Below are 16,378 nucleotides of genomic sequence, written 5' to 3'. Positions count from 1 at the left end.
CAGGCCTCATGTCACCTGCGCTTGTTACAATCTTGAGCCTTCCAAGGTGGCGAAAGCCCCGTAGGACGGCCTCGCGTCCTGATGAATTGCGATGGTCAGGGCCGGCAATTTGCCGCATGTCCTCTGTCCAGGCCGCTTTTGGCGGCGTTCGCGACTATAGCAGCAATGATTAAGTGCTTCAATTCCATAAAAAATTGTTATCATCGCCGGCATGACGACTACCGCCCCCCCGACCCCCAGCGTCCAGCTGCTTGAGGTCTCGCCGGAATATGCCGGCCAACGCATCGACAATTTTCTCCTGGCCCGGCTCAAAGGCGTGCCCAAGACCTTGATCTACCGCATTTTGCGTAAGGGCGAAGTGCGCGTGAACAAGGGTCGGATCAAGCCTGAGTACAAGTTGCAGGCGGGCGATATTGTTCGTGTGCCGCCTGTGCGCGTGCCTGAGCGCGACGAGCCTGTGCCATTGGCCCAGGGCCTGTTGCAGCGCCTGGAGGCCTCGATTGTCTTCGAAGACAACAAGCTGATCGTGATCAACAAGCCCTGCGGCATTGCAGTTCATGGCGGCAGTGGTCTGAATTTCGGCGTGATCGAAGCCTTTCGCCAGTTGCGCCCGGATGCCAAGGAGCTGGAACTGGTCCATCGCCTGGACCGTGACACCTCCGGCCTGTTGATGATTGCCAAGAAGCGCAGCATGTTGCGCCATCTGCACACTGCCCTGCGTGGCGATGGCGTGGACAAGCGCTACATGGCGTTGGTGCGTGGTAACTGGGCCAGCTCGATCAAGAGCGTGCGTGCGCCGCTGCAGAAAAGTAACCTGCGCTCCGGCGAGCGTATGGTCGAGGTGGACGAGGAGGGTAAGGAAGCCCTGACCCTGTTCAAGGTGCTTCGCCGTTTCGGTGACTTTGCCACCATGGTCGAGGCCAAGCCGGTCACTGGCCGCACCCACCAGATTCGTGTGCATACCCTGCATGCGGGCCACTGCATTGCTGGCGATACCAAGTACGGCGACGAGGGGTTCTCCAAGGAAATCCGCGACCTGGGCGGTAAGCGCCTGTTCCTGCACGCCTATATGCTTACGGTGCCGCTGCCCGATGGCGGCGAGCTGAAATTGCAGGCGCCGGTCGATGAGATGTGGGCCAAGACCGTGGAGCGTTTGAGTGTCGCACCTTGACTACAAGCTGCTGATCTTCGATTGGGATGGGACGCTGGCCGATTCCATTGGTCGGATTGTCGAGTCGATGCACATGGCGTCAACCCGTTCAGGCTATGAGCTATGCAGCGACCTGGCGGTTAAAGGCATCATCGGCCTGGGCTTGCCTGAGGCCATCCGCACCCTGTACCCGCAGATCGGTGACCAGGAACTGATAGCGTTCCGGCAGCACTATGCCGATCACTACATCGCTCTGGAAGCCGAGCCGTCGCCGCTGTTTGACGGCGTAAGGCAATCCTTGGCGGCGTTTCGTGCCGAGGGCTATCACTTGGCTGTTGCTACCGGTAAGGCTCGCCGTGGTTTGGACCGTGTGCTCAAGGCCCATGGTTTCGAGGATTATTTCGACATCACTCGCGCTGCGGATGAAACCGCCAGCAAACCTCATCCTCTGATGCTGGAGCAGATCCTGGATCATTGCGGAGTGTCGCCAGGCCAGGCATTGATGGTGGGTGACGCGTCCTTCGACCTGATGATGGCGCGCAATGCCGGCATGGACAGCGTGGCGGTCAGTTATGGCGCCCAGGCTGCCGAGGCGTTGCAGCAATACGAGCCGAGGCTGACGATTGATCATTTTTCTGAATTGCAGGTCTGGCTTAGCCGGGCCCAATGAGTTTTTGCTGGGGTTAATGGCATGAGTGACGAGTGGAAAGCGCCCGAAAAGGCCGAGAGCAGTGATGATAAAAGCTGGAAGCTGCTGGAGAAGACCCTCCTGGCCAGCGTCCAGGAACAGCGTCGTTCGCGGCGCTGGGGGATTTTCTTCAAGTTGCTGACCTTTGTTTACCTGCTCGGCATGCTGGCGCTGTTCAGCCCGCTGATGGACATGGAAAAAAGCGCCACCCGCGGCAGTCACTACACTGCCTTGATCGAAGTGCGCGGAGTGATTGCCGACAAGGAGCCCGCCAGCGCCGACAATATCGTCACCAGTCTGCGCGCCGCTTTCGAAGACTCCAAGGTCAAGGGCGTGATCCTGCGCATTAACAGCCCGGGCGGCAGCCCTGTGCAGTCCGGCTATGTCTATGACGAGATTCGTCGCCTGCGTGCATTGCATCCGGATACCAAGCTCTATGCGGTGATTTCCGACCTGGGTGCCTCGGGGGCCTATTACATCGCCAGTGCCGCCGACCAGATCTATGCCGATAAGGCCAGCCTGGTGGGCTCCATTGGCGTGACGGCAGCCGGTTACGGGTTTGTCGGCACTATGGAGAAGCTGGGGGTGGAGCGGCGCATCTACACCTCCGGCGAGCACAAGGCATTCCTGGATCCGTTCCAGCCGCAAAAGGCTGATGAGACCCAGTTTTGGCAGGGCGTGCTCGACACCACTCATCGCCAGTTCATTGCCAGCGTGAAGCAGGGGCGTGGGGATCGATTGAAGGATAAAGACCATCCGGAGCTGTTCTCCGGGCTGGTGTGGTCGGGCGAGCAGGCATTGCCGCTGGGCTTGATCGATGGCCTGGGCAGTGCCAGTTCGGTGGCGCGGGATGTGGTTGGTGAGAAGGAGTTGGTGGATTTCACGGTTGAGGAATCGCCGTTTGATCGTTTCTCCAAGAAGCTTGGTGCCAGTGTGGCTGAGAAGCTTGCGCTGTACATGGGCTTCCAAGGCCCGACGCTACGCTGATACCCCAAGCCTGCTGTAGATCAAAATGTGGGAGGGGGCTTGCTCCCGATCGCGGTGGATCAGCCAAGTTATCTATGGCAGACACACCGCGATCGGGAGCAAGCCCCCTCCCACATTTGGTTGGTGATGTATTTAAGGGATTTGCACGCCCTCGGCGAGCAGCATATCCACCAGCCGAATCAGCGGCAGCCCGACAAGGCTGGTCGCATCCGGTCCTTCGGTGCCCTGGAACAAGCTCACGCCCAATCCCTCGGCCTTGAAGCTGCCCGCGCAGTCGTAGGGTTGCTCGATCCGCAGGTAGCGCTCAATACGCTCTGCATCCAACTCGCGCATGTGCACGGTAAAAGGTACGCAGTCGACCTGGCAGCGCCCCGTCTCACTGTTAAGCACTGCCAACCCGGTAAGAAAGATCACCCGTTTGCCGCTGGCCGCCAACAATTGCTCGCGGGCGTTTTCAAAGGTGTGGGGTTTGCCGATGATCCGGCCTTCCAGTGCTGCCACCTGATCGGAGCCTATGATCAAATGCCCTGGATGGCTGGCGGCAAGGGCGCGGGCCTTTTGTTCGGCCAGGCGCTTGACCAGCTCGGTGGCCGATTCATCCATGTGGTGGCTTTCGTCGATATCCGGTGAGCTGCAGGTGAATGGCAGGTGCAGGCGGCTCAGTAATTCCCGGCGATAAACCGAGCTGGACGCGAGTAATAAAGGCAGCATATACGTCTCCTCAAGGCAGTCGCCGATTCTAGCGACGTGACCGGCTGACGCACAGGGCTGAATTTCCTTTGACATGGCCGGGTGCATCCCTATAATGCTGCGCCTATGTTGAATGACCCGATTCCACCTCACGTTGACCCGCGCAAATTGGCTGATCGTGGCACCACCCTTCAAGGTGAAGTGCTGCTGGCCGATTTGGAGAGACTCTGCGACCCGCTTTCCGACACTGTCGGTACGGTGCAGGCTAAATTCGTTTTTGAACGAGATGAACGTAAGTCTGTGGTAATCCACAGCATTATCGACACCGAAGTCAAAATGGTTTGCCAGCGTTGTCTTGAGCTGGTCACCCTGCCGATCCACAGCGAATGCAGTTATGCTGTGGTGAAAGAGGGTGCGAATACCCAGTCGTTGCCGAAAGGTTATGACGTGCTGGAACTGGGCGAAGATCCATTGGATCTGCATGCACTGATCGAGGAGGAGCTTCTGCTCGCCTTGCCCATTGTGCCTGCTCATCATCCGGAAGAATGCCAGCAGCCGGAGGGTCTCGATGACGAGGCCGAGCCGAGCGAGGACGAGGTAACGCGGTCCAACCCGTTCAGTGTATTGGCGCAGTTAAAGCGTGACCCAAACGTTTAGGAGTTAATCAATTATGGCTGTTCAGCAGAACAAAAAATCCCGCTCCGCCCGTGACATGCGCCGTTCGCACGACGCTCTCGAGGCTAGCACCCTGTCTGTGGAAAAGACCACTGGTGAAGTTCACCTGCGTCACCACGTATCGCCAGAAGGCGTATACCGTGGCCGTAAAGTGATCGACAAGGGCGCTGACGAGTAATCACTTGTCTGCTCAAGTCATCGCGATTGACGCAATGGGCGGGGACTTCGGTCCCCGCAGCATTGTTCAGGCCTGCATTGCCAGCCTGTCTGCAACGCCCTCGCTGCACCTGACCCTCGTCGGTCAACCCTCTCTTCTTGAAGAACTGATTGCCAGCCATCCGGCGGTGGATCGCGCGCGCCTGACGATTACGCCGGCCAGTGAAGCCATCAGCATGGATGAAAAGCCGGCGGCCGCCCTGCGCGGCAAACCCGATTCTTCAATGCGAGTGGCTCTGGAGCTGCTGCGTGATGGTAAGGCGCAAGCCTGTGTCAGTGCCGGCAATACGGGGGCGTTGATGGCCTTGTCGCGGCATGTGCTCAAAACCTTGCCCGGTATTGACCGGCCGGCGATGGTCGCGGCGATCCCGACGCAGAAAGGCTATTGCCAACTGCTGGACCTGGGCGCCAATGTCGATTGCAGTGCCGAGCACTTGTTGCAGTTTGCCGTGATGGGCTCAGTGGCCGCCGAAGCGCTGGGCGTGGCCCGTCCGCGGGTGGCCCTGCTGAATATCGGCACCGAGGACATCAAGGGCAATCAGCAGGTCAAGCTTGCCGCCACCTTGTTGCAAAGTGCGCGGGGCTTGAACTATATCGGCTTTGTCGAAGGTGACGGCTTGTACCGTGGCGAGGCCGATGTGGTGGTGTGTGACGGTTTTGTCGGCAATATACTGCTTAAGTCCAGCGAAGGCCTGGCGACCATGATTGCCTCGCGTATCGAGGTATTGTTCAAGCGCAACCTGGCGTCGCGCATGGTGGGTGCCTTGGCGCTGCCGTTGATGCGCCGCCTGCAGGCTGATCTGGCGCCGGCTCGGCATAATGGCGCGAGCTTCCTGGGGTTGCAGGGCATTGTGGTGAAAAGCCATGGCTCGGCAGGTGTCGAGGGCTTCCAAAGCGCGATTGCGCGGGCCTTGATCGAGATCCAGGAAAACCTGCCGCAACGCTTGCACGGCCGTCTTGAGGATCTGTTGCCTTAGGCGAATTGGCCCGGGAGTGCTTAAATGTGACCGGCCAGTTCAATTGACCATCCAATCTGTCAGTTTCGGTGCTCCCTCCATTCATTTTAAGATCGGGAGCGACTATTTTCGACGACCCGATCATTTAGGGGCTTGTTACATGTCTACATCCCTCGCATTCGTCTTTCCAGGGCAGGGTTCGCAGTCCCTCGGCATGTTGGCCGAGTTGGGCGCGCAATATCCGCTGATCCTGGATACCTTCAAGGAAGCTTCCGACGCCCTGGGTTACGACCTGTGGGCGCTGACCCAGCAAGGGCCGCAAGAGCTGCTCAACCAAACCGATAAAACCCAGCCGGCCATCCTGACCGCTTCGATCGCCCTGTGGCGCTTGTGGCTGGCAGAAGGCGGCGCGCGTCCGGCATTCGTCGCCGGTCACAGCCTGGGCGAATACAGTGCTCTGGTTGCAGCAGGCAGCCTCACCCTCGGTGAAGCGGTCAAGCTGGTGGAGCGTCGAGGCCAGTTGATGCAGGAGGCCGTACCTGCCGGGCAGGGCGGCATGGCCGCTATCCTGGGCCTGGAAGATGCTGACGTGATTGCTGCCTGCGCCGAAGCGGCCCAGGGCGAGGTGGTCAGCGCGGTGAACTTCAACTCCCCAGGCCAGGTGGTGATCGCTGGCGCCAAGGCGGCTGTGGAGCGTGCCATCGAAGGCTGCAAGGCCCTTGGTGCCAAGCGTGCGCTGCCATTGCCGGTGAGCGTGCCGTCTCACTGTGAGCTGATGCGCCCGGCTGCCGAGCGTTTTGCCGAGTCCATCGCGGCCATCGACTGGCAGGCGCCCCAGATCCCGTTGGTGCAAAACGTCAGTGCCGCGGTTGCACCCGACCTTGAGACCCTCAAGCGCGACCTGCTGGAGCAACTCTACAAGCCAGTGCGCTGGGTTGAATCGGTCCAGACCCTGGCCGCCAACGGCGCTACCGAACTGGTCGAGTGCGGCCCGGGCAAAGTCCTGGCGGGCCTGAACAAGCGTTGCGCCGACGGTGTGTCGACCGCCAACCTCAACACCCCTGAAGCCTTCGCTGCCGCCCGCGCGGCACTGGCCTGAATTGCGAAATTAGGAGAAGCCTGCATGAGTCTGCAAGGTAAAGTTGCACTGGTTACTGGCGCAAGCCGTGGCATTGGCCAGGCGATCGCCCTGGAACTGGGTCGTCAGGGCGCCGTTGTGATCGGCACCGCCACTTCCGCCTCGGGCGCCGAGCGTATCGCCGCGACCTTGAAGGAAAATGGCGTGCAGGGCACCGGCCTTGAGCTGAATGTGACCAGCGATGAGTCCGTGGCTGCCGTATTGGCCCAGATCACCGCACAGTTCGGCGCGCCGGCAATTTTGGTGAACAACGCCGGCATCACCCGTGACAACCTGATGATGCGCATGAAAGACGACGAGTGGTACGACGTGGTCGATACCAACCTGAACAGTCTGTTTCGCCTGTCCAAGGGCGTTTTGCGCGGCATGACCAAGGCGCGTTGGGGCCGAATTATCAATATTGGCTCCGTAGTGGGTGCCATGGGCAACGCAGGCCAAGTAAACTATGCCTCCGCCAAGGCCGGCCTGGAAGGTTTCAGCCGCGCACTGGCGCGTGAAGTCGGCTCGCGGTCGATTACGGTCAACTCGGTGGCCCCAGGGTTCATCGACACCGATATGACCCGCGAACTGCCGGAAGCACAGCGTGAAGCCTTGCTGACGCAGATTCCGCTGGGCCGTCTGGGCCAGGCCCAAGAGATCGCGAATGTGGTCACTTTCCTGGCATCCGACGGTGCGGCATACGTGACTGGGGCTACAATCCCGGTGAACGGCGGGATGTACATGAGTTAAATTGTGACGGATCGCTTCAAAAAAATGTCATACGAGCTGTCTAAAATCCGTTATAAAGCTGCAACTTAATTTATAGGCAGATGGTCGGCGGGGTACAGGGTGAAGCTTTCAGTTGAAAAGCTGAAATGGCTTTCTATACACTTACCCACTGGCCAGCTGCCTGAATTTGTCCATTAGGAGTTAAACAAGGTATGAGCACCATCGAAGAGCGCGTCAAGAAAATCGTCGCCGAGCAACTGGGCGTTAAGGAAGAAGAAGTGGTCAACACTGCTTCCTTCGTAGAAGACCTGGGTGCCGATTCCCTTGACACCGTTGAGCTGGTGATGGCTCTGGAAGAGGAATTCGAGACCGAAATCCCGGACGAAGAAGCTGAAAAAATCACTACTGTTCAAGCTGCCATCGACTACGTTACTAGCCACCAGGCGTAATAGTTTGTAGTCGTCGCTTGCTGTCAGGGAAAAACCGCACTGCTGTAACGGCGTGCGGTTTTTTCTTTAAGCGGTGATGAAAAGCAAGCTGCGAAGCGAAGTGTCGTCATTAGAAAAAGGAGAGTGCTGTGTCGCGTAGACGCGTCGTAGTCACCGGTATGGGTATGTTGTCGCCACTGGGCACGGATGTGCCAAGCAGTTGGCAGGGCATTCTGGCTGGCCGCAGTGGTATTGGTCTGATCGAACACACGGACCTTTCTGCCTATTCCACCCGTTTTGGCGGCTCGGTAAAGGGTTTCAATGTCGAGCAATATCTCTCGATCAAAGAGTCCCGCAAGCTCGACCTGTTCATTCAATACGGCCTGGCCGCCGGTTTTCAGGCAGTGCGTAATGCCGGCCTGGAAGTCACCGACGCCAACCGTGAGCGCATCGGCGTGGCCATGGGCTCGGGTATTGGCGGTTTGACCAATATCGAAGAAACCAGCCGCACGTTACACGATTCCGGCCCTCGTCGAATTTCACCGTTCTTCGTACCGGGCTCGATCATCAACATGATTTCCGGCTTCCTGTCCATCCACCTGGGGGCACAGGGGCCTAATTACGCCATTGCGACGGCGTGCACCACCGGTACTCACTGCATCGGCATGGCGGCGCGTAATATCGCCTACGACGAGGCGGACGTGATGATCGCCGGTGGCGCCGAAATGGCCGCCTGCGGCCTGGGCATGGGCGGCTTCGGCGCGTCCCGTGCGCTGTCGACCCGCAATGACGAACCGACCCGTGCCAGCCGTCCGTGGGACAAGGGCCGCGACGGCTTCGTACTGGCCGACGGTGCCGGTGCCCTGGTACTCGAAGAGTTGGAGCACGCCAAGGCGCGTGGCGCCACCATCTATGCCGAGCTGATCGGCTTTGGCATGAGCGGCGACGCCTACCACATGACGTCGCCGCCGTCCGACGGTGCCGGTGCTGCGCGCTGCATCACCAACGCCCTGCGCGATGCGAAGGTCAACCCCAACCAGGTGCAGTACATCAACGCCCATGGTACTTCGACGCCGACCGGCGACCTGGCGGAAGCCGAGGCCATCAAGTCGGTGTTCGGCGAGCACGCCTACGAGCTGGCGGTCAGTTCCACCAAGTCCATGACCGGCCACCTGTTGGGCGCGGCAGGCGCGGTGGAGGCGATCTTCAGCGTGATGGCGATCAAGGATCAGGTCGCTCCGCCGACCATCAACCTGGATGAACCGGACGAAGGCTGCGACCTGAACTTCGTGCCTCACGAAGCGCAACCGATGCCGATCGACGTGGCGATTTCCAACTCGTTCGGTTTCGGTGGCACCAACGGGTCCCTGGTGTTCCGCCGGTTCGCCGAGTGATGCACAGCTGGGTCGACGGTCAACCAGCGGACTCCGTGCCCCTGAAAGATCGCGGCCTGGCGTATGGCGATGGCTTGTTCGAGACCATCGCCGTCAAGGCCGGGCAGCCGCTGTTGCTCGACCGTCACCTGCAGCGCCTGAATGAGGGCTGCAGGCGTTTGGCCTTGGTTGCCGATCACGGGTTGATTCGCAGCGAAGTGCTGGCCTATGCCGTCGCCCTCGGCGACGGTATCCTCAAGTTGATCCTTACCCGTGGCGATAGCCTGCGCGGCTATGGTCTCAATCCTGGCGCTCCGGTGCGCCGTATCTTGCAGGGCAGTGCGCCCGCGTCTTATCCCCCCGTCCATGGTGTCGAAGGCATCCGCCTGTTTCCGTGCGCGACCCGCTTGGCCGAACAGCCGTTGCTGGCCGGTCTCAAGCACCTCAATCGTCTGGAGCAAGTGCTCGCACGCGCAGAGTGGCAAGATGCCGATCATGCCGAAGGCCTGATGCTGGATATGTCCGGTCGGGTTATCGAAGGCGTGTTCAGCAACCTGTTTCTGGTGCGCAACGGTTTGTTACTAACCTCTGACCTGAGCCGTTGTGGCGTTGCTGGCGTGATGCGCGCCGAGCTGCTGGCCCAGGCTCAAGCGCTGGGCATCCCGGTAGCCGTGGCCGACGTCAGTGTCGAGCAGTTGCGACAAGCCGATGAAGTCTTCGTCTGCAACAGCGTATATGGCATTTGGCCGGTGCGCGGATGCGCTGCGATGAGCTGGTCGGTTGGGCCGCTCACCCGTAAACTGCAGGGTATTGTTCGCGCGCTATTGGATATTTGAGTTGATACGAAAACTGGTTTTACTGCTGCAGATCAGCCTGGTCTCGGCGGCGTTGCTCGTGGGCTTTTCGGCCTGGAAGCTCGACTCTGCCCTCAAGCAGCCCTTGAAGCTGTCCCAGGAGCAGTTGCTCGACGTCCCGGCTGGCGCTACCCCTACGGGCACCTTCAATCGACTGGAAGCTGACGATGTGCTCGACGATGCCTTCTGGCTGCGCCTGTACTGGCGCTTCAATCTCGAAGGTCAGCCACTGCACAGCGGCGAATACCGCATGACTCCCGGTCTTACCGCCGAGGGGCTGATTGGCTTGTGGCAGCGTGGCGAAGTGGTGCAATACAGCCTGACGCTGGTGGAGGGCTGGAATTTCCGCCAGGTACGCATGGCCCTGGCCAAGCACGAAAAGATCGTGCAGACCCTTCCAGGGCTGACTGACAGTGAAGTAATGGAAAAGCTCGGCCACCCGGGTGTATTCCCCGAGGGGCGTTTCTTTCCCGACACTTATCGCTTCGTGCGCGGCATGACCGATGTCGAATTCCTGAAAAAAGCCTACAACCGCCTGGACGATGTCCTCGCCCAGGAGTGGAGCAAGCGTGCCGCCGATGCGCCGTACACTGACCCTTACCAGGCGCTGATCATGGCGTCCCTGGTGGAGAAGGAGACCGGTGTACCGCAAGAGCGTGGGCAGATCGCCGGTGTGTTTGTGCGTCGCATGAAGATCGGCATGTTGCTGCAGACCGACCCGACTGTGATCTACGGCCTGGGTGAGCGCTACAACGGCAAGTTGACCCGCGCCCACCTCAAGGAAGCCAACCCTTACAATACCTATATGATCGCCGGCCTGCCGCCGACACCCATCGCCATGGTCGGTCGCGAGGCCATTCACGCGGCGCTGAACCCGGCGCCAGGCAGTAGCCTGTATTTCGTCGCCCGTGGCGATGGCAGCCATATTTTCTCGGATAACCTGGATGCGCATAATGCCGCCGTGCGCGAGTTCCAGCTCAAGCGGCGTGCCGACTACCGCTCCAGCCCGGCGCCGGTGGTGAAACCACTGGACGACGCAGCCCCGCCCGGCGACGCACCGATCGAGCCCGCGCCGGACACCATCGTGCCGCAAAGCCCGCAATGACTCTGACTAAGGACTGCCCGTGACTGGCTTGTTTATTACCCTGGAAGGCCCGGAAGGCGCCGGCAAAAGCACGAACCGTGACTACCTGGCCGAGCGCCTGCGTGCTCAGGGCATCGAAGTGGTGCTGACCCGTGAACCGGGTGGTACGCCACTGGCCGAGCGGATTCGCGACGTCCTGTTGGCCCCGGGTGACGAGCAGATGAACCCGGACACCGAGCTGCTGCTGGTATTTGCCGCCCGTGCCCAGCACCTGGCCGAAGTGATCCTACCGGCCCTGGCACGCGGTGCCGTGGTGATCTGCGATCGTTTCACCGATTCCACCTACGCCTACCAGGGCGGTGGCCGAGGCTTGTGCCTGGAACGCATCGCTACCCTGGAAACCTTCGTGCAGGGGGATGTGCGCCCCGATCTGACCCTGCTGTTCGACCTGCCGGTGGAAGTGGGCATGGCTCGCGCCAGCGCCCGGGGGCGCCTGGATCGTTTCGAGTTGGAAGGGCAGGCATTTTTCGACGCTGTACGCAGCGCATTCCTGCAGCGTGCCAAGGCTGAGCCTGCACGTTATCACCTGCTGGATGCCGCCCAGCCGCTGGCCCGGGTGCAACAGGCCATCGACGCACTGTTGCCGACACTGTTGGAGCGCACCCGTGGCTGAGTCCTACCCATGGCAGGACAGCCTCTGGCAGCAATTGGCCGGGCGCGCCCAGCACGCCCATGCCTATTTGCTGCATGGGCCGGTGGGCATCGGTAAACGCCACCTCGCCGAGCGCCTGATGGCCAGCCTGTTGTGCCAGCGTCCGGTCAATCTGCAGGCGTGCGGAGAGTGCAAATCCTGCCTGCTGCTCAAGGCTGGCAGTCACCCGGACAACTATGTGCTGGAACCCGAGGAAGCGGACAAGGCGATCAAGGTCGACCAAGTGCGTGATCTGGTCAGCTTCGTGGTGCAGACCGCGCAGATGGGTGGGCGCAAAGTGGTGCTGATCGAGCCGGTCGAGGCGATGAACATCAACGCGGCCAACGCCTTGCTCAAAAGCCTCGAAGAACCCTCCGGCGATACCGTGCTGCTGCTGGTGAGCCACCAGTCCAGCCGTTTGCTGCCGACTATTCGCAGCCGCTGCGTGCAGCAGGCCTGCCCATTGCCGAGCGAGGCCATGAGCTTGCAATGGCTGGCGCAGGCGTTGCCGGAGTGCACCCTGGACGAACGCATCGAATTACTGACCCTGGCGGCCGGTTCGCCCTTGGCGGCAGTCAAGCTGCAGGCCCAGGGCGTGCGTGAGCAGCGGGCGTTGGTCGTGGATGGCGTGAAGAAGCTGCTCAAGCAGGAACTGTCCGCCACGCAACTGGCCGAAGGCGCCTGGAAGGATATCCCCCTGTTGCTGTTGTTCGACTGGTTCTGCGACTGGTCCAGCCTGATCCTGCGCTACCAGCTGACCCAGGATGAAAACGGCCTGGGCCTGGCGGATATGCGCAAGGTCGTGCAATACCTGGCGCAGAAAAGTGCCCAGGACAAAGTGCTGAACATCCAGGACTGGATTCTTGCCCAGCGCCAGAAGGTACTCGGCAAGGCCAACCTCAACCGCGTGCTGTTGCTCGAAGCGCTGCTGGTGCAGTGGGTCGGCCTGCTCGGCCGGCGTTAATTTCCGTGGCCGACGGGTGTATCGTTGGTCAGACCCTTTTCGTGACTTAAAGCCCTGACTCCCTATGCTCGTAGATTCCCATTGCCACCTTGATCGCCTCGACCTTGCCCAGCACGGCGGTTCCCTCGACGCCGCCCTTGAAGCTGCCCGCCAACGTGGGGTAGGCCACTTCCTATGTATCGGTGTCAGCGCTGAAAACGCCGCCGACGTCAAGGCTCTGGCTGATCGCTACGCCGATGTGGATTGCTCGGTGGGTATCCACCCGCTGGACCTCAAGCCCGGCGAAGCCCCGGCCCTCGATTGGCTATTGGGCGAACTCAACCATCCACGGGTAGTGGCCATTGGCGAAACCGGCCTGGATTACCACTACGAGCCCGAAGCTGCCGAGTTGCAGCAGGCTTCGTTCCGCCTGCACCTGCAAGCCGCCCAGCAGACCGGCAAACCGGTGATCGTCCATACCCGTGGTGCCCGCACCGATACCTTGTCGCTGCTGCGTGAAGCCGCGCTGCCACAGGCCGGTGTACTGCATTGTTTTACTGAAGACTGGGACATGGCCAAAGCCGCCCTGGACCTGGGGTTCTATATTTCCCTGTCGGGTATCGTCACCTTCCGCAACGCCGACGCCCTGCGTGACGTAGCTCGCCAGGTGCCAGCCGATCGCTTGCTGGTGGAAACGGATTCGCCCTACCTGGCGCCTATTCCCCATCGCGGTAAACCGAACCTGCCGGAGTATGTGCGCGACGTGGCCGACTACCTGGCGATGCTGCGCGGCGAATCCTACGAGCGCTTCGCCGAGCAGACCACCGAGAACTTCAAGCGCCTGTTTCCGTTGGCCCATATAGCTGGGTTAAGCAGCTGAATTCCAGGCAAAAAAAACCCGGGTTCTGGGGGGGGAATCCGGGTTAAGACCATTAGGAGTAAAACAAGGGCACACAGTCCGTCGGTACCCAGGTCGACGCGTCACTTGGGGGAGATGTCGCGCCGACAGTTGAAGTATTGATCACTATGCCATTCAGTCCAGTCGGATCTGATCGTTTTTTAAACAGATTTGGAATACGTCCGCTTCTCTTGAGTTCTCATTGCGCAGGTGGGCAGGTTCAGGTGATACGTATTATTTCTGACTGATAGAGGCAAAATCGTTGGCGCATTGAAAGTTATGTGCCTTGCGGGTTCACATAGACATTGCCCAACGACCGTTCAGTCGGGATAATCCCTCGCATCGGGTAAATCGTATCGCCACGTATCTATGGCCCTGCGCAACCCTCCCTATTCCGACCTCTGCAGACCTCTTCCTCATGCACAAAGAACCCCGTAAGGTCCGTGAGTTTCGCCGCCGTGAGCAGGAAATTCTCGACACCGCACTCAAGTTATTCCTCGACCAAGGCGAAGACAGTGTCACCGTCGAGATGATTGCGGATGCCGTGGGTATCGGCAAAGGCACGATCTACAAGCATTTCAAATCCAAGGCCGAGATCTATCTGCGCCTGATGCTCGATTACGAGCGTGACTTGAACGAGCTGCTGCACTCGGCCGACGTCGACAAAGACAAGGAAGCCCTGTCCCGCGCTTACTTCGAGTTCCGCATGCGTGACCCGCAGCGCTACCGCCTGTTCGACCGCCTCGAAGAGAAGGTGGTCAAAGGTCACCAGGTGCCGGAAATGGTCGAGGAGCTGCACAAGATCCGCGCCTCGAACTTCGAACGCCTGACGCTGCTGATCAAGGGCCGTATCAATGAAGGCAAGCTTGAAGACGTGCCGCCGTATTTCCACTATTGCGCCGCCTGGGCCTTGGTGCATGGCGCTGTAGCGCTGTACCACTCGCCGTTCTGGAGCAATGTGCTGGAAGACCAGGAAGGCTTCTTCCAGTTCCTGATGGACATCGGCGTGCGCATGGGTAACAAGCGCAAGCACAGCACTGACCTGCCAGGCGCTGAAAAGGGTGAAGAAACCCCTGGGACGTAAGTCATTCGCCAATGATTTACTGCTAGGTGCAGTACCCCAGGAATATACTCAGGCAAGGATCTTGCTAAAAGCTGATTTATAGGTCAGTTTTTAGTGCGCCCGAATTATCCTCTGCCGGAGTGATCCATGATCGTTGATCGTCAAGGCAGGCGTTTTCGCAATTTGCGAATCAGCCTGACCTCAGCCTGCAATTACGCGTGTACCTATTGCGTGCCAAATGGCAAGCGGCTGGTGGCTGCCCAGGACGAACTCTCGGCCGAGGCCATGGCCCGGGGCGTGGCTTACCTGATCGAAGCCGCCGGTATCGAGCGCTTGCGCATTACCGGCGGTGAACCGCTGGTCAGCCCCAAGCTGGAAGCCTTCATGGGCGCGGTAGGGCAGATGGGCCTCAGCGACATCAGCCTGACCACCAACGGTCAACTGCTGGCGCGCAAACTGCCGTTGCTGGTGATCGCCGGCATTCGGCGCATCAATGTTTCCCTCGATACCCTGGATGCCGATGCCTTCCGCAGCATCGCCCGTGGCGGCGACCTGGCCACCGTGCTCGATGGCATGGACCAGGCCAGCGCCGCCGGGATCAAGATCAAGGTCAATATGGTGCCGTTGCGCGGCCAGAACCTGGACCAGGTAATGCCCCTGCTTGATTACTGCCTGGAGCGCGGCTACGAGCTGCGCTTTATCGAACTGATGCGCATGGGCCACTTGGCTAAAGACTCCAACGCGTTCCTGCAACAGTTCGTCAGCTTGCAACAACTGCTCAGCCTGATCGGCGAACAGCACGAATACCTGCAGGCCAATGCACCCGTCGACGCCACGGCCGTGCGCTACGAAGTGCCGGGCAAGGGCTTCTTCGGCGTGATCGCCAACGAAAGCGTGCCATTCTGCCGCACCTGTTCGCGGTTGCGCTTGTCCTCCACTGGATGGCTGCATGGGTGCCTTTCATCCAGCAATCGCCACTACGTCGGTGACTTGCTCGATCAACCGCGCCACCAGGCATTGCCGGCCCTGCAGGGTTTGCTGATGAAGGCTCTGGGCGACAAACAGGAAGTAGCGTTTTCTGGCGGCGCAACGGTCATGAAGATCATCGGCGGCTAATGTAGATCTTCCGAGCTCCCACATTTGATTTGAGGCGCTGCGCAGTGGCGCGGATTCTGCATCTCACGCCCATTCGCCGGTTTTCCGTCACCGGCTTCTGGAGGATTAGGATGCGTAGTCTGGTTTTGCTGCTGGTGTCGTTGGCCCTGGGCGGTTGCATGACCGTCAGCGATATGGCCGAAGGCACCCGCTATCAGATGAGCGACGCCGGCTTGCTCGACCACAGCGACACCCGGCGTACCGCCTCGGTGCGTATACAGCCGGATTCCTTTGTGTTTATCGCCCAGGGTGCCTTCGTACCGCCGGGCAGCGCGTATCCGCGGCCTAACGTGGTAGCCGAGGAGGCGTTCAACGGCTTCGTCGAATATTTCCCGATGGTGCGTCGTGCGCGCCAACCGGAAGGTCTTGAGCAGGCCATGGCCGAAGCCCGCGAGGCGGGTGCCCACTACTTGCTGTATTGCCGTTTTGCGGCAGCCGATGACCGTATCGGCAACGCCGACGAGTGGACTGACCAGCAAGCCCTTGACCGCCTGGGACTGGACAGCGGCGTGATCCAAGTCATGTTGATCGAGACCAGCACACAGTATTTGATTGATACTGCACGTATTCGCAGTCGTGGCGGTTTACTGACGTTCCACGACACATCGCCACAAGATCTGATTGCCCGTCCCCTGGCGCAATACGCCCGAGGCTTGTTGGGCATGAGCAATCAGTAGACCT

Annotated in this window: 19 protein-coding genes; 18 read left to right on the top strand and 1 reads right to left on the bottom strand. The window is 60.1% G+C overall.

Features of this window, described 5'->3' with window-relative positions; translation table 11 throughout:
- Nucleotides 1-211 precede the first annotated feature (211 nt).
- The 3 genes from rluC to QYQ93_RS22010 are packed head-to-tail and all read left to right on the top strand — an operon-like array spanning nt 212 to nt 2,825.
- Nucleotides 212-1,171 carry a 23S rRNA pseudouridine(955/2504/2580) synthase RluC gene (gene rluC / locus QYQ93_RS22020; RefSeq protein ID WP_003175615.1) on the top strand — a complete coding sequence of 320 codons (960 nt, stop codon included), beginning with the start codon at nt 212-214 and terminating at the stop codon, nt 1,169-1,171.
- Entirely contained in the window at nt 1,158-1,820 is a 663-nt protein-coding gene (locus tag QYQ93_RS22015) for an HAD-IA family hydrolase (RefSeq protein ID WP_338475472.1), read from the top strand. Before rluC ends, QYQ93_RS22015 begins: the two co-directional genes overlap by 14 nt.
- Before the next feature lie 21 nt (nt 1,821-1,841).
- Entirely contained in the window at nt 1,842-2,825 is a 984-nt protein-coding gene (locus QYQ93_RS22010; protein ID WP_217883004.1) for a S49 family peptidase, read from the top strand.
- A 132-nt stretch (nt 2,826-2,957) separates the two neighbouring features.
- Here QYQ93_RS22010 and QYQ93_RS22005 read toward each other — a convergent pair whose 3' ends face one another.
- Nucleotides 2,958-3,536, bottom strand: a complete 579-nt coding sequence (locus QYQ93_RS22005; protein WP_338475471.1) for a nucleoside triphosphate pyrophosphatase — start codon at nt 3,534-3,536, stop codon at nt 2,958-2,960.
- Nucleotides 3,537-3,641: 105 nt separating this feature from the next.
- On the opposite strand from QYQ93_RS22005, the gene QYQ93_RS22000 reads away from it, so the two are divergent.
- From QYQ93_RS22000 to QYQ93_RS21930, 15 genes are all read left to right on the top strand, one after another.
- Complete coding sequence (locus tag QYQ93_RS22000) at nt 3,642-4,172, top strand: YceD family protein (RefSeq protein WP_034120803.1); 531 nt, start codon at nt 3,642-3,644, stop codon at nt 4,170-4,172.
- A 13-nt stretch (nt 4,173-4,185) separates the two neighbouring features.
- The gene (gene rpmF / locus QYQ93_RS21995) at nt 4,186-4,368 is read left to right on the top strand and encodes a 50S ribosomal protein L32 (RefSeq protein ID WP_003179396.1); all 183 of its coding nucleotides are present in this window, start codon (nt 4,186-4,188) and stop codon (nt 4,366-4,368) included.
- Between the two features lie 4 nt (nt 4,369-4,372).
- Entirely contained in the window at nt 4,373-5,383 is a 1,011-nt protein-coding gene (plsX, locus tag QYQ93_RS21990; RefSeq protein WP_338475470.1) for a phosphate acyltransferase PlsX, read from the top strand.
- A 139-nt stretch (nt 5,384-5,522) separates the two neighbouring features.
- Nucleotides 5,523-6,461 (top strand): ACP S-malonyltransferase, encoded by a 939-nt coding sequence (gene fabD, locus QYQ93_RS21985; RefSeq protein WP_338475469.1) that lies wholly within the window; start codon nt 5,523-5,525, stop codon nt 6,459-6,461.
- 24 nt (nt 6,462-6,485) lie between these two features.
- Nucleotides 6,486-7,229 carry a 3-oxoacyl-ACP reductase FabG gene (gene fabG, locus QYQ93_RS21980; RefSeq protein ID WP_003189275.1) on the top strand — a complete coding sequence of 248 codons (744 nt, stop codon included), beginning with the start codon at nt 6,486-6,488 and terminating at the stop codon, nt 7,227-7,229.
- Between the two features lie 191 nt (nt 7,230-7,420).
- A complete protein-coding gene (gene acpP, locus QYQ93_RS21975; protein WP_003175607.1) occupies nt 7,421-7,657 on the top strand; it encodes an acyl carrier protein in 237 nt (78 codons plus the stop codon).
- Between the two features lie 128 nt (nt 7,658-7,785).
- Nucleotides 7,786-9,030: a beta-ketoacyl-ACP synthase II gene (gene fabF / locus QYQ93_RS21970; RefSeq protein ID WP_043050090.1), complete on the top strand. Its 1,245-nt coding sequence runs from the start codon at nt 7,786-7,788 to the stop codon at nt 9,028-9,030.
- Nucleotides 9,030-9,845 (top strand): aminodeoxychorismate lyase, encoded by an 816-nt coding sequence (gene pabC / locus QYQ93_RS21965; RefSeq protein WP_338475468.1) that lies wholly within the window; start codon nt 9,030-9,032, stop codon nt 9,843-9,845. The genes fabF and pabC overlap by 1 nt, the downstream gene beginning before the upstream one ends.
- Nucleotide 9,846: 1 nt before the next feature.
- Entirely contained in the window at nt 9,847-10,968 is a 1,122-nt protein-coding gene (gene mltG / locus QYQ93_RS21960; protein ID WP_338475467.1) for an endolytic transglycosylase MltG, read from the top strand.
- Nucleotides 10,969-10,987: 19 nt separating this feature from the next.
- Nucleotides 10,988-11,620, top strand: coding sequence for a dTMP kinase (gene tmk / locus QYQ93_RS21955; protein ID WP_043050087.1), 633 nt, complete (start codon nt 10,988-10,990; stop codon nt 11,618-11,620).
- Nucleotides 11,613-12,602 carry a DNA polymerase III subunit delta' gene (locus tag QYQ93_RS21950; RefSeq protein WP_043050086.1) on the top strand — a complete coding sequence of 330 codons (990 nt, stop codon included), beginning with the start codon at nt 11,613-11,615 and terminating at the stop codon, nt 12,600-12,602. Before tmk ends, QYQ93_RS21950 begins: the two co-directional genes overlap by 8 nt.
- Before the next feature lie 64 nt (nt 12,603-12,666).
- On the top strand, nt 12,667-13,461 hold the full coding sequence (locus tag QYQ93_RS21945) for a TatD family hydrolase (RefSeq protein WP_043050085.1): 795 nt from the start codon (nt 12,667-12,669) through the stop codon (nt 13,459-13,461).
- 436 nt (nt 13,462-13,897) lie between these two features.
- Nucleotides 13,898-14,563: a TetR/AcrR family transcriptional regulator gene (locus tag QYQ93_RS21940; RefSeq protein ID WP_043050084.1), complete on the top strand. Its 666-nt coding sequence runs from the start codon at nt 13,898-13,900 to the stop codon at nt 14,561-14,563.
- A 126-nt stretch (nt 14,564-14,689) separates the two neighbouring features.
- Nucleotides 14,690-15,658: a GTP 3',8-cyclase MoaA gene (locus tag QYQ93_RS21935; RefSeq protein ID WP_338475466.1), complete on the top strand. Its 969-nt coding sequence runs from the start codon at nt 14,690-14,692 to the stop codon at nt 15,656-15,658.
- Between the two features lie 110 nt (nt 15,659-15,768).
- Nucleotides 15,769-16,374: a DUF4823 domain-containing protein gene (locus QYQ93_RS21930; protein ID WP_124379134.1), complete on the top strand. Its 606-nt coding sequence runs from the start codon at nt 15,769-15,771 to the stop codon at nt 16,372-16,374.
- The last annotated feature ends 4 nt before the right edge of the window (nt 16,375-16,378 follow it).

Origin of the sequence: Pseudomonas khavaziana (assembly GCF_036704165.1) — a bacterium.
Taxonomy (GTDB): Bacteria; Pseudomonadota; Gammaproteobacteria; order Pseudomonadales; family Pseudomonadaceae; genus Aquipseudomonas; species Aquipseudomonas khavaziana.
This window is presented reverse-complemented; position numbering and strand designations above follow the sequence as displayed.

Bases quoted from the DNA above. Each gene is read 5' to 3' on its own strand.
- QYQ93_RS21930 (WP_124379134.1), top strand. From the start codon at position 15,769: ATGCGTAGTCTGGTTTTGCTGCTGGTGTCGTTGGCCCTGGGCGGTTGC.
- QYQ93_RS22005 (WP_338475471.1), bottom strand. From the start codon at position 3,536: ATGCTGCCTTTATTACTCGCGTCCAGCTCGGTTTATCGCCGGGAATTA.
- QYQ93_RS21940 (WP_043050084.1), top strand. From the start codon at position 13,898: ATGCACAAAGAACCCCGTAAGGTCCGTGAGTTTCGCCGCCGTGAGCAG.
- rluC (WP_003175615.1), top strand. From the start codon at position 212: ATGACGACTACCGCCCCCCCGACCCCCAGCGTCCAGCTGCTTGAGGTC.
- pabC (WP_338475468.1), top strand. From the start codon at position 9,030: ATGCACAGCTGGGTCGACGGTCAACCAGCGGACTCCGTGCCCCTGAAA.
- QYQ93_RS21935 (WP_338475466.1), top strand. From the start codon at position 14,690: ATGATCGTTGATCGTCAAGGCAGGCGTTTTCGCAATTTGCGAATCAGC.
- QYQ93_RS22000 (WP_034120803.1), top strand. From the start codon at position 3,642: ATGTTGAATGACCCGATTCCACCTCACGTTGACCCGCGCAAATTGGCT.
- acpP (WP_003175607.1), top strand. From the start codon at position 7,421: ATGAGCACCATCGAAGAGCGCGTCAAGAAAATCGTCGCCGAGCAACTG.
- QYQ93_RS22010 (WP_217883004.1), top strand. From the start codon at position 1,842: ATGAGTGACGAGTGGAAAGCGCCCGAAAAGGCCGAGAGCAGTGATGAT.
- rpmF (WP_003179396.1), top strand. From the start codon at position 4,186: ATGGCTGTTCAGCAGAACAAAAAATCCCGCTCCGCCCGTGACATGCGC.
- QYQ93_RS21945 (WP_043050085.1), top strand. From the start codon at position 12,667: ATGCTCGTAGATTCCCATTGCCACCTTGATCGCCTCGACCTTGCCCAG.
- fabG (WP_003189275.1), top strand. From the start codon at position 6,486: ATGAGTCTGCAAGGTAAAGTTGCACTGGTTACTGGCGCAAGCCGTGGC.
- fabD (WP_338475469.1), top strand. From the start codon at position 5,523: ATGTCTACATCCCTCGCATTCGTCTTTCCAGGGCAGGGTTCGCAGTCC.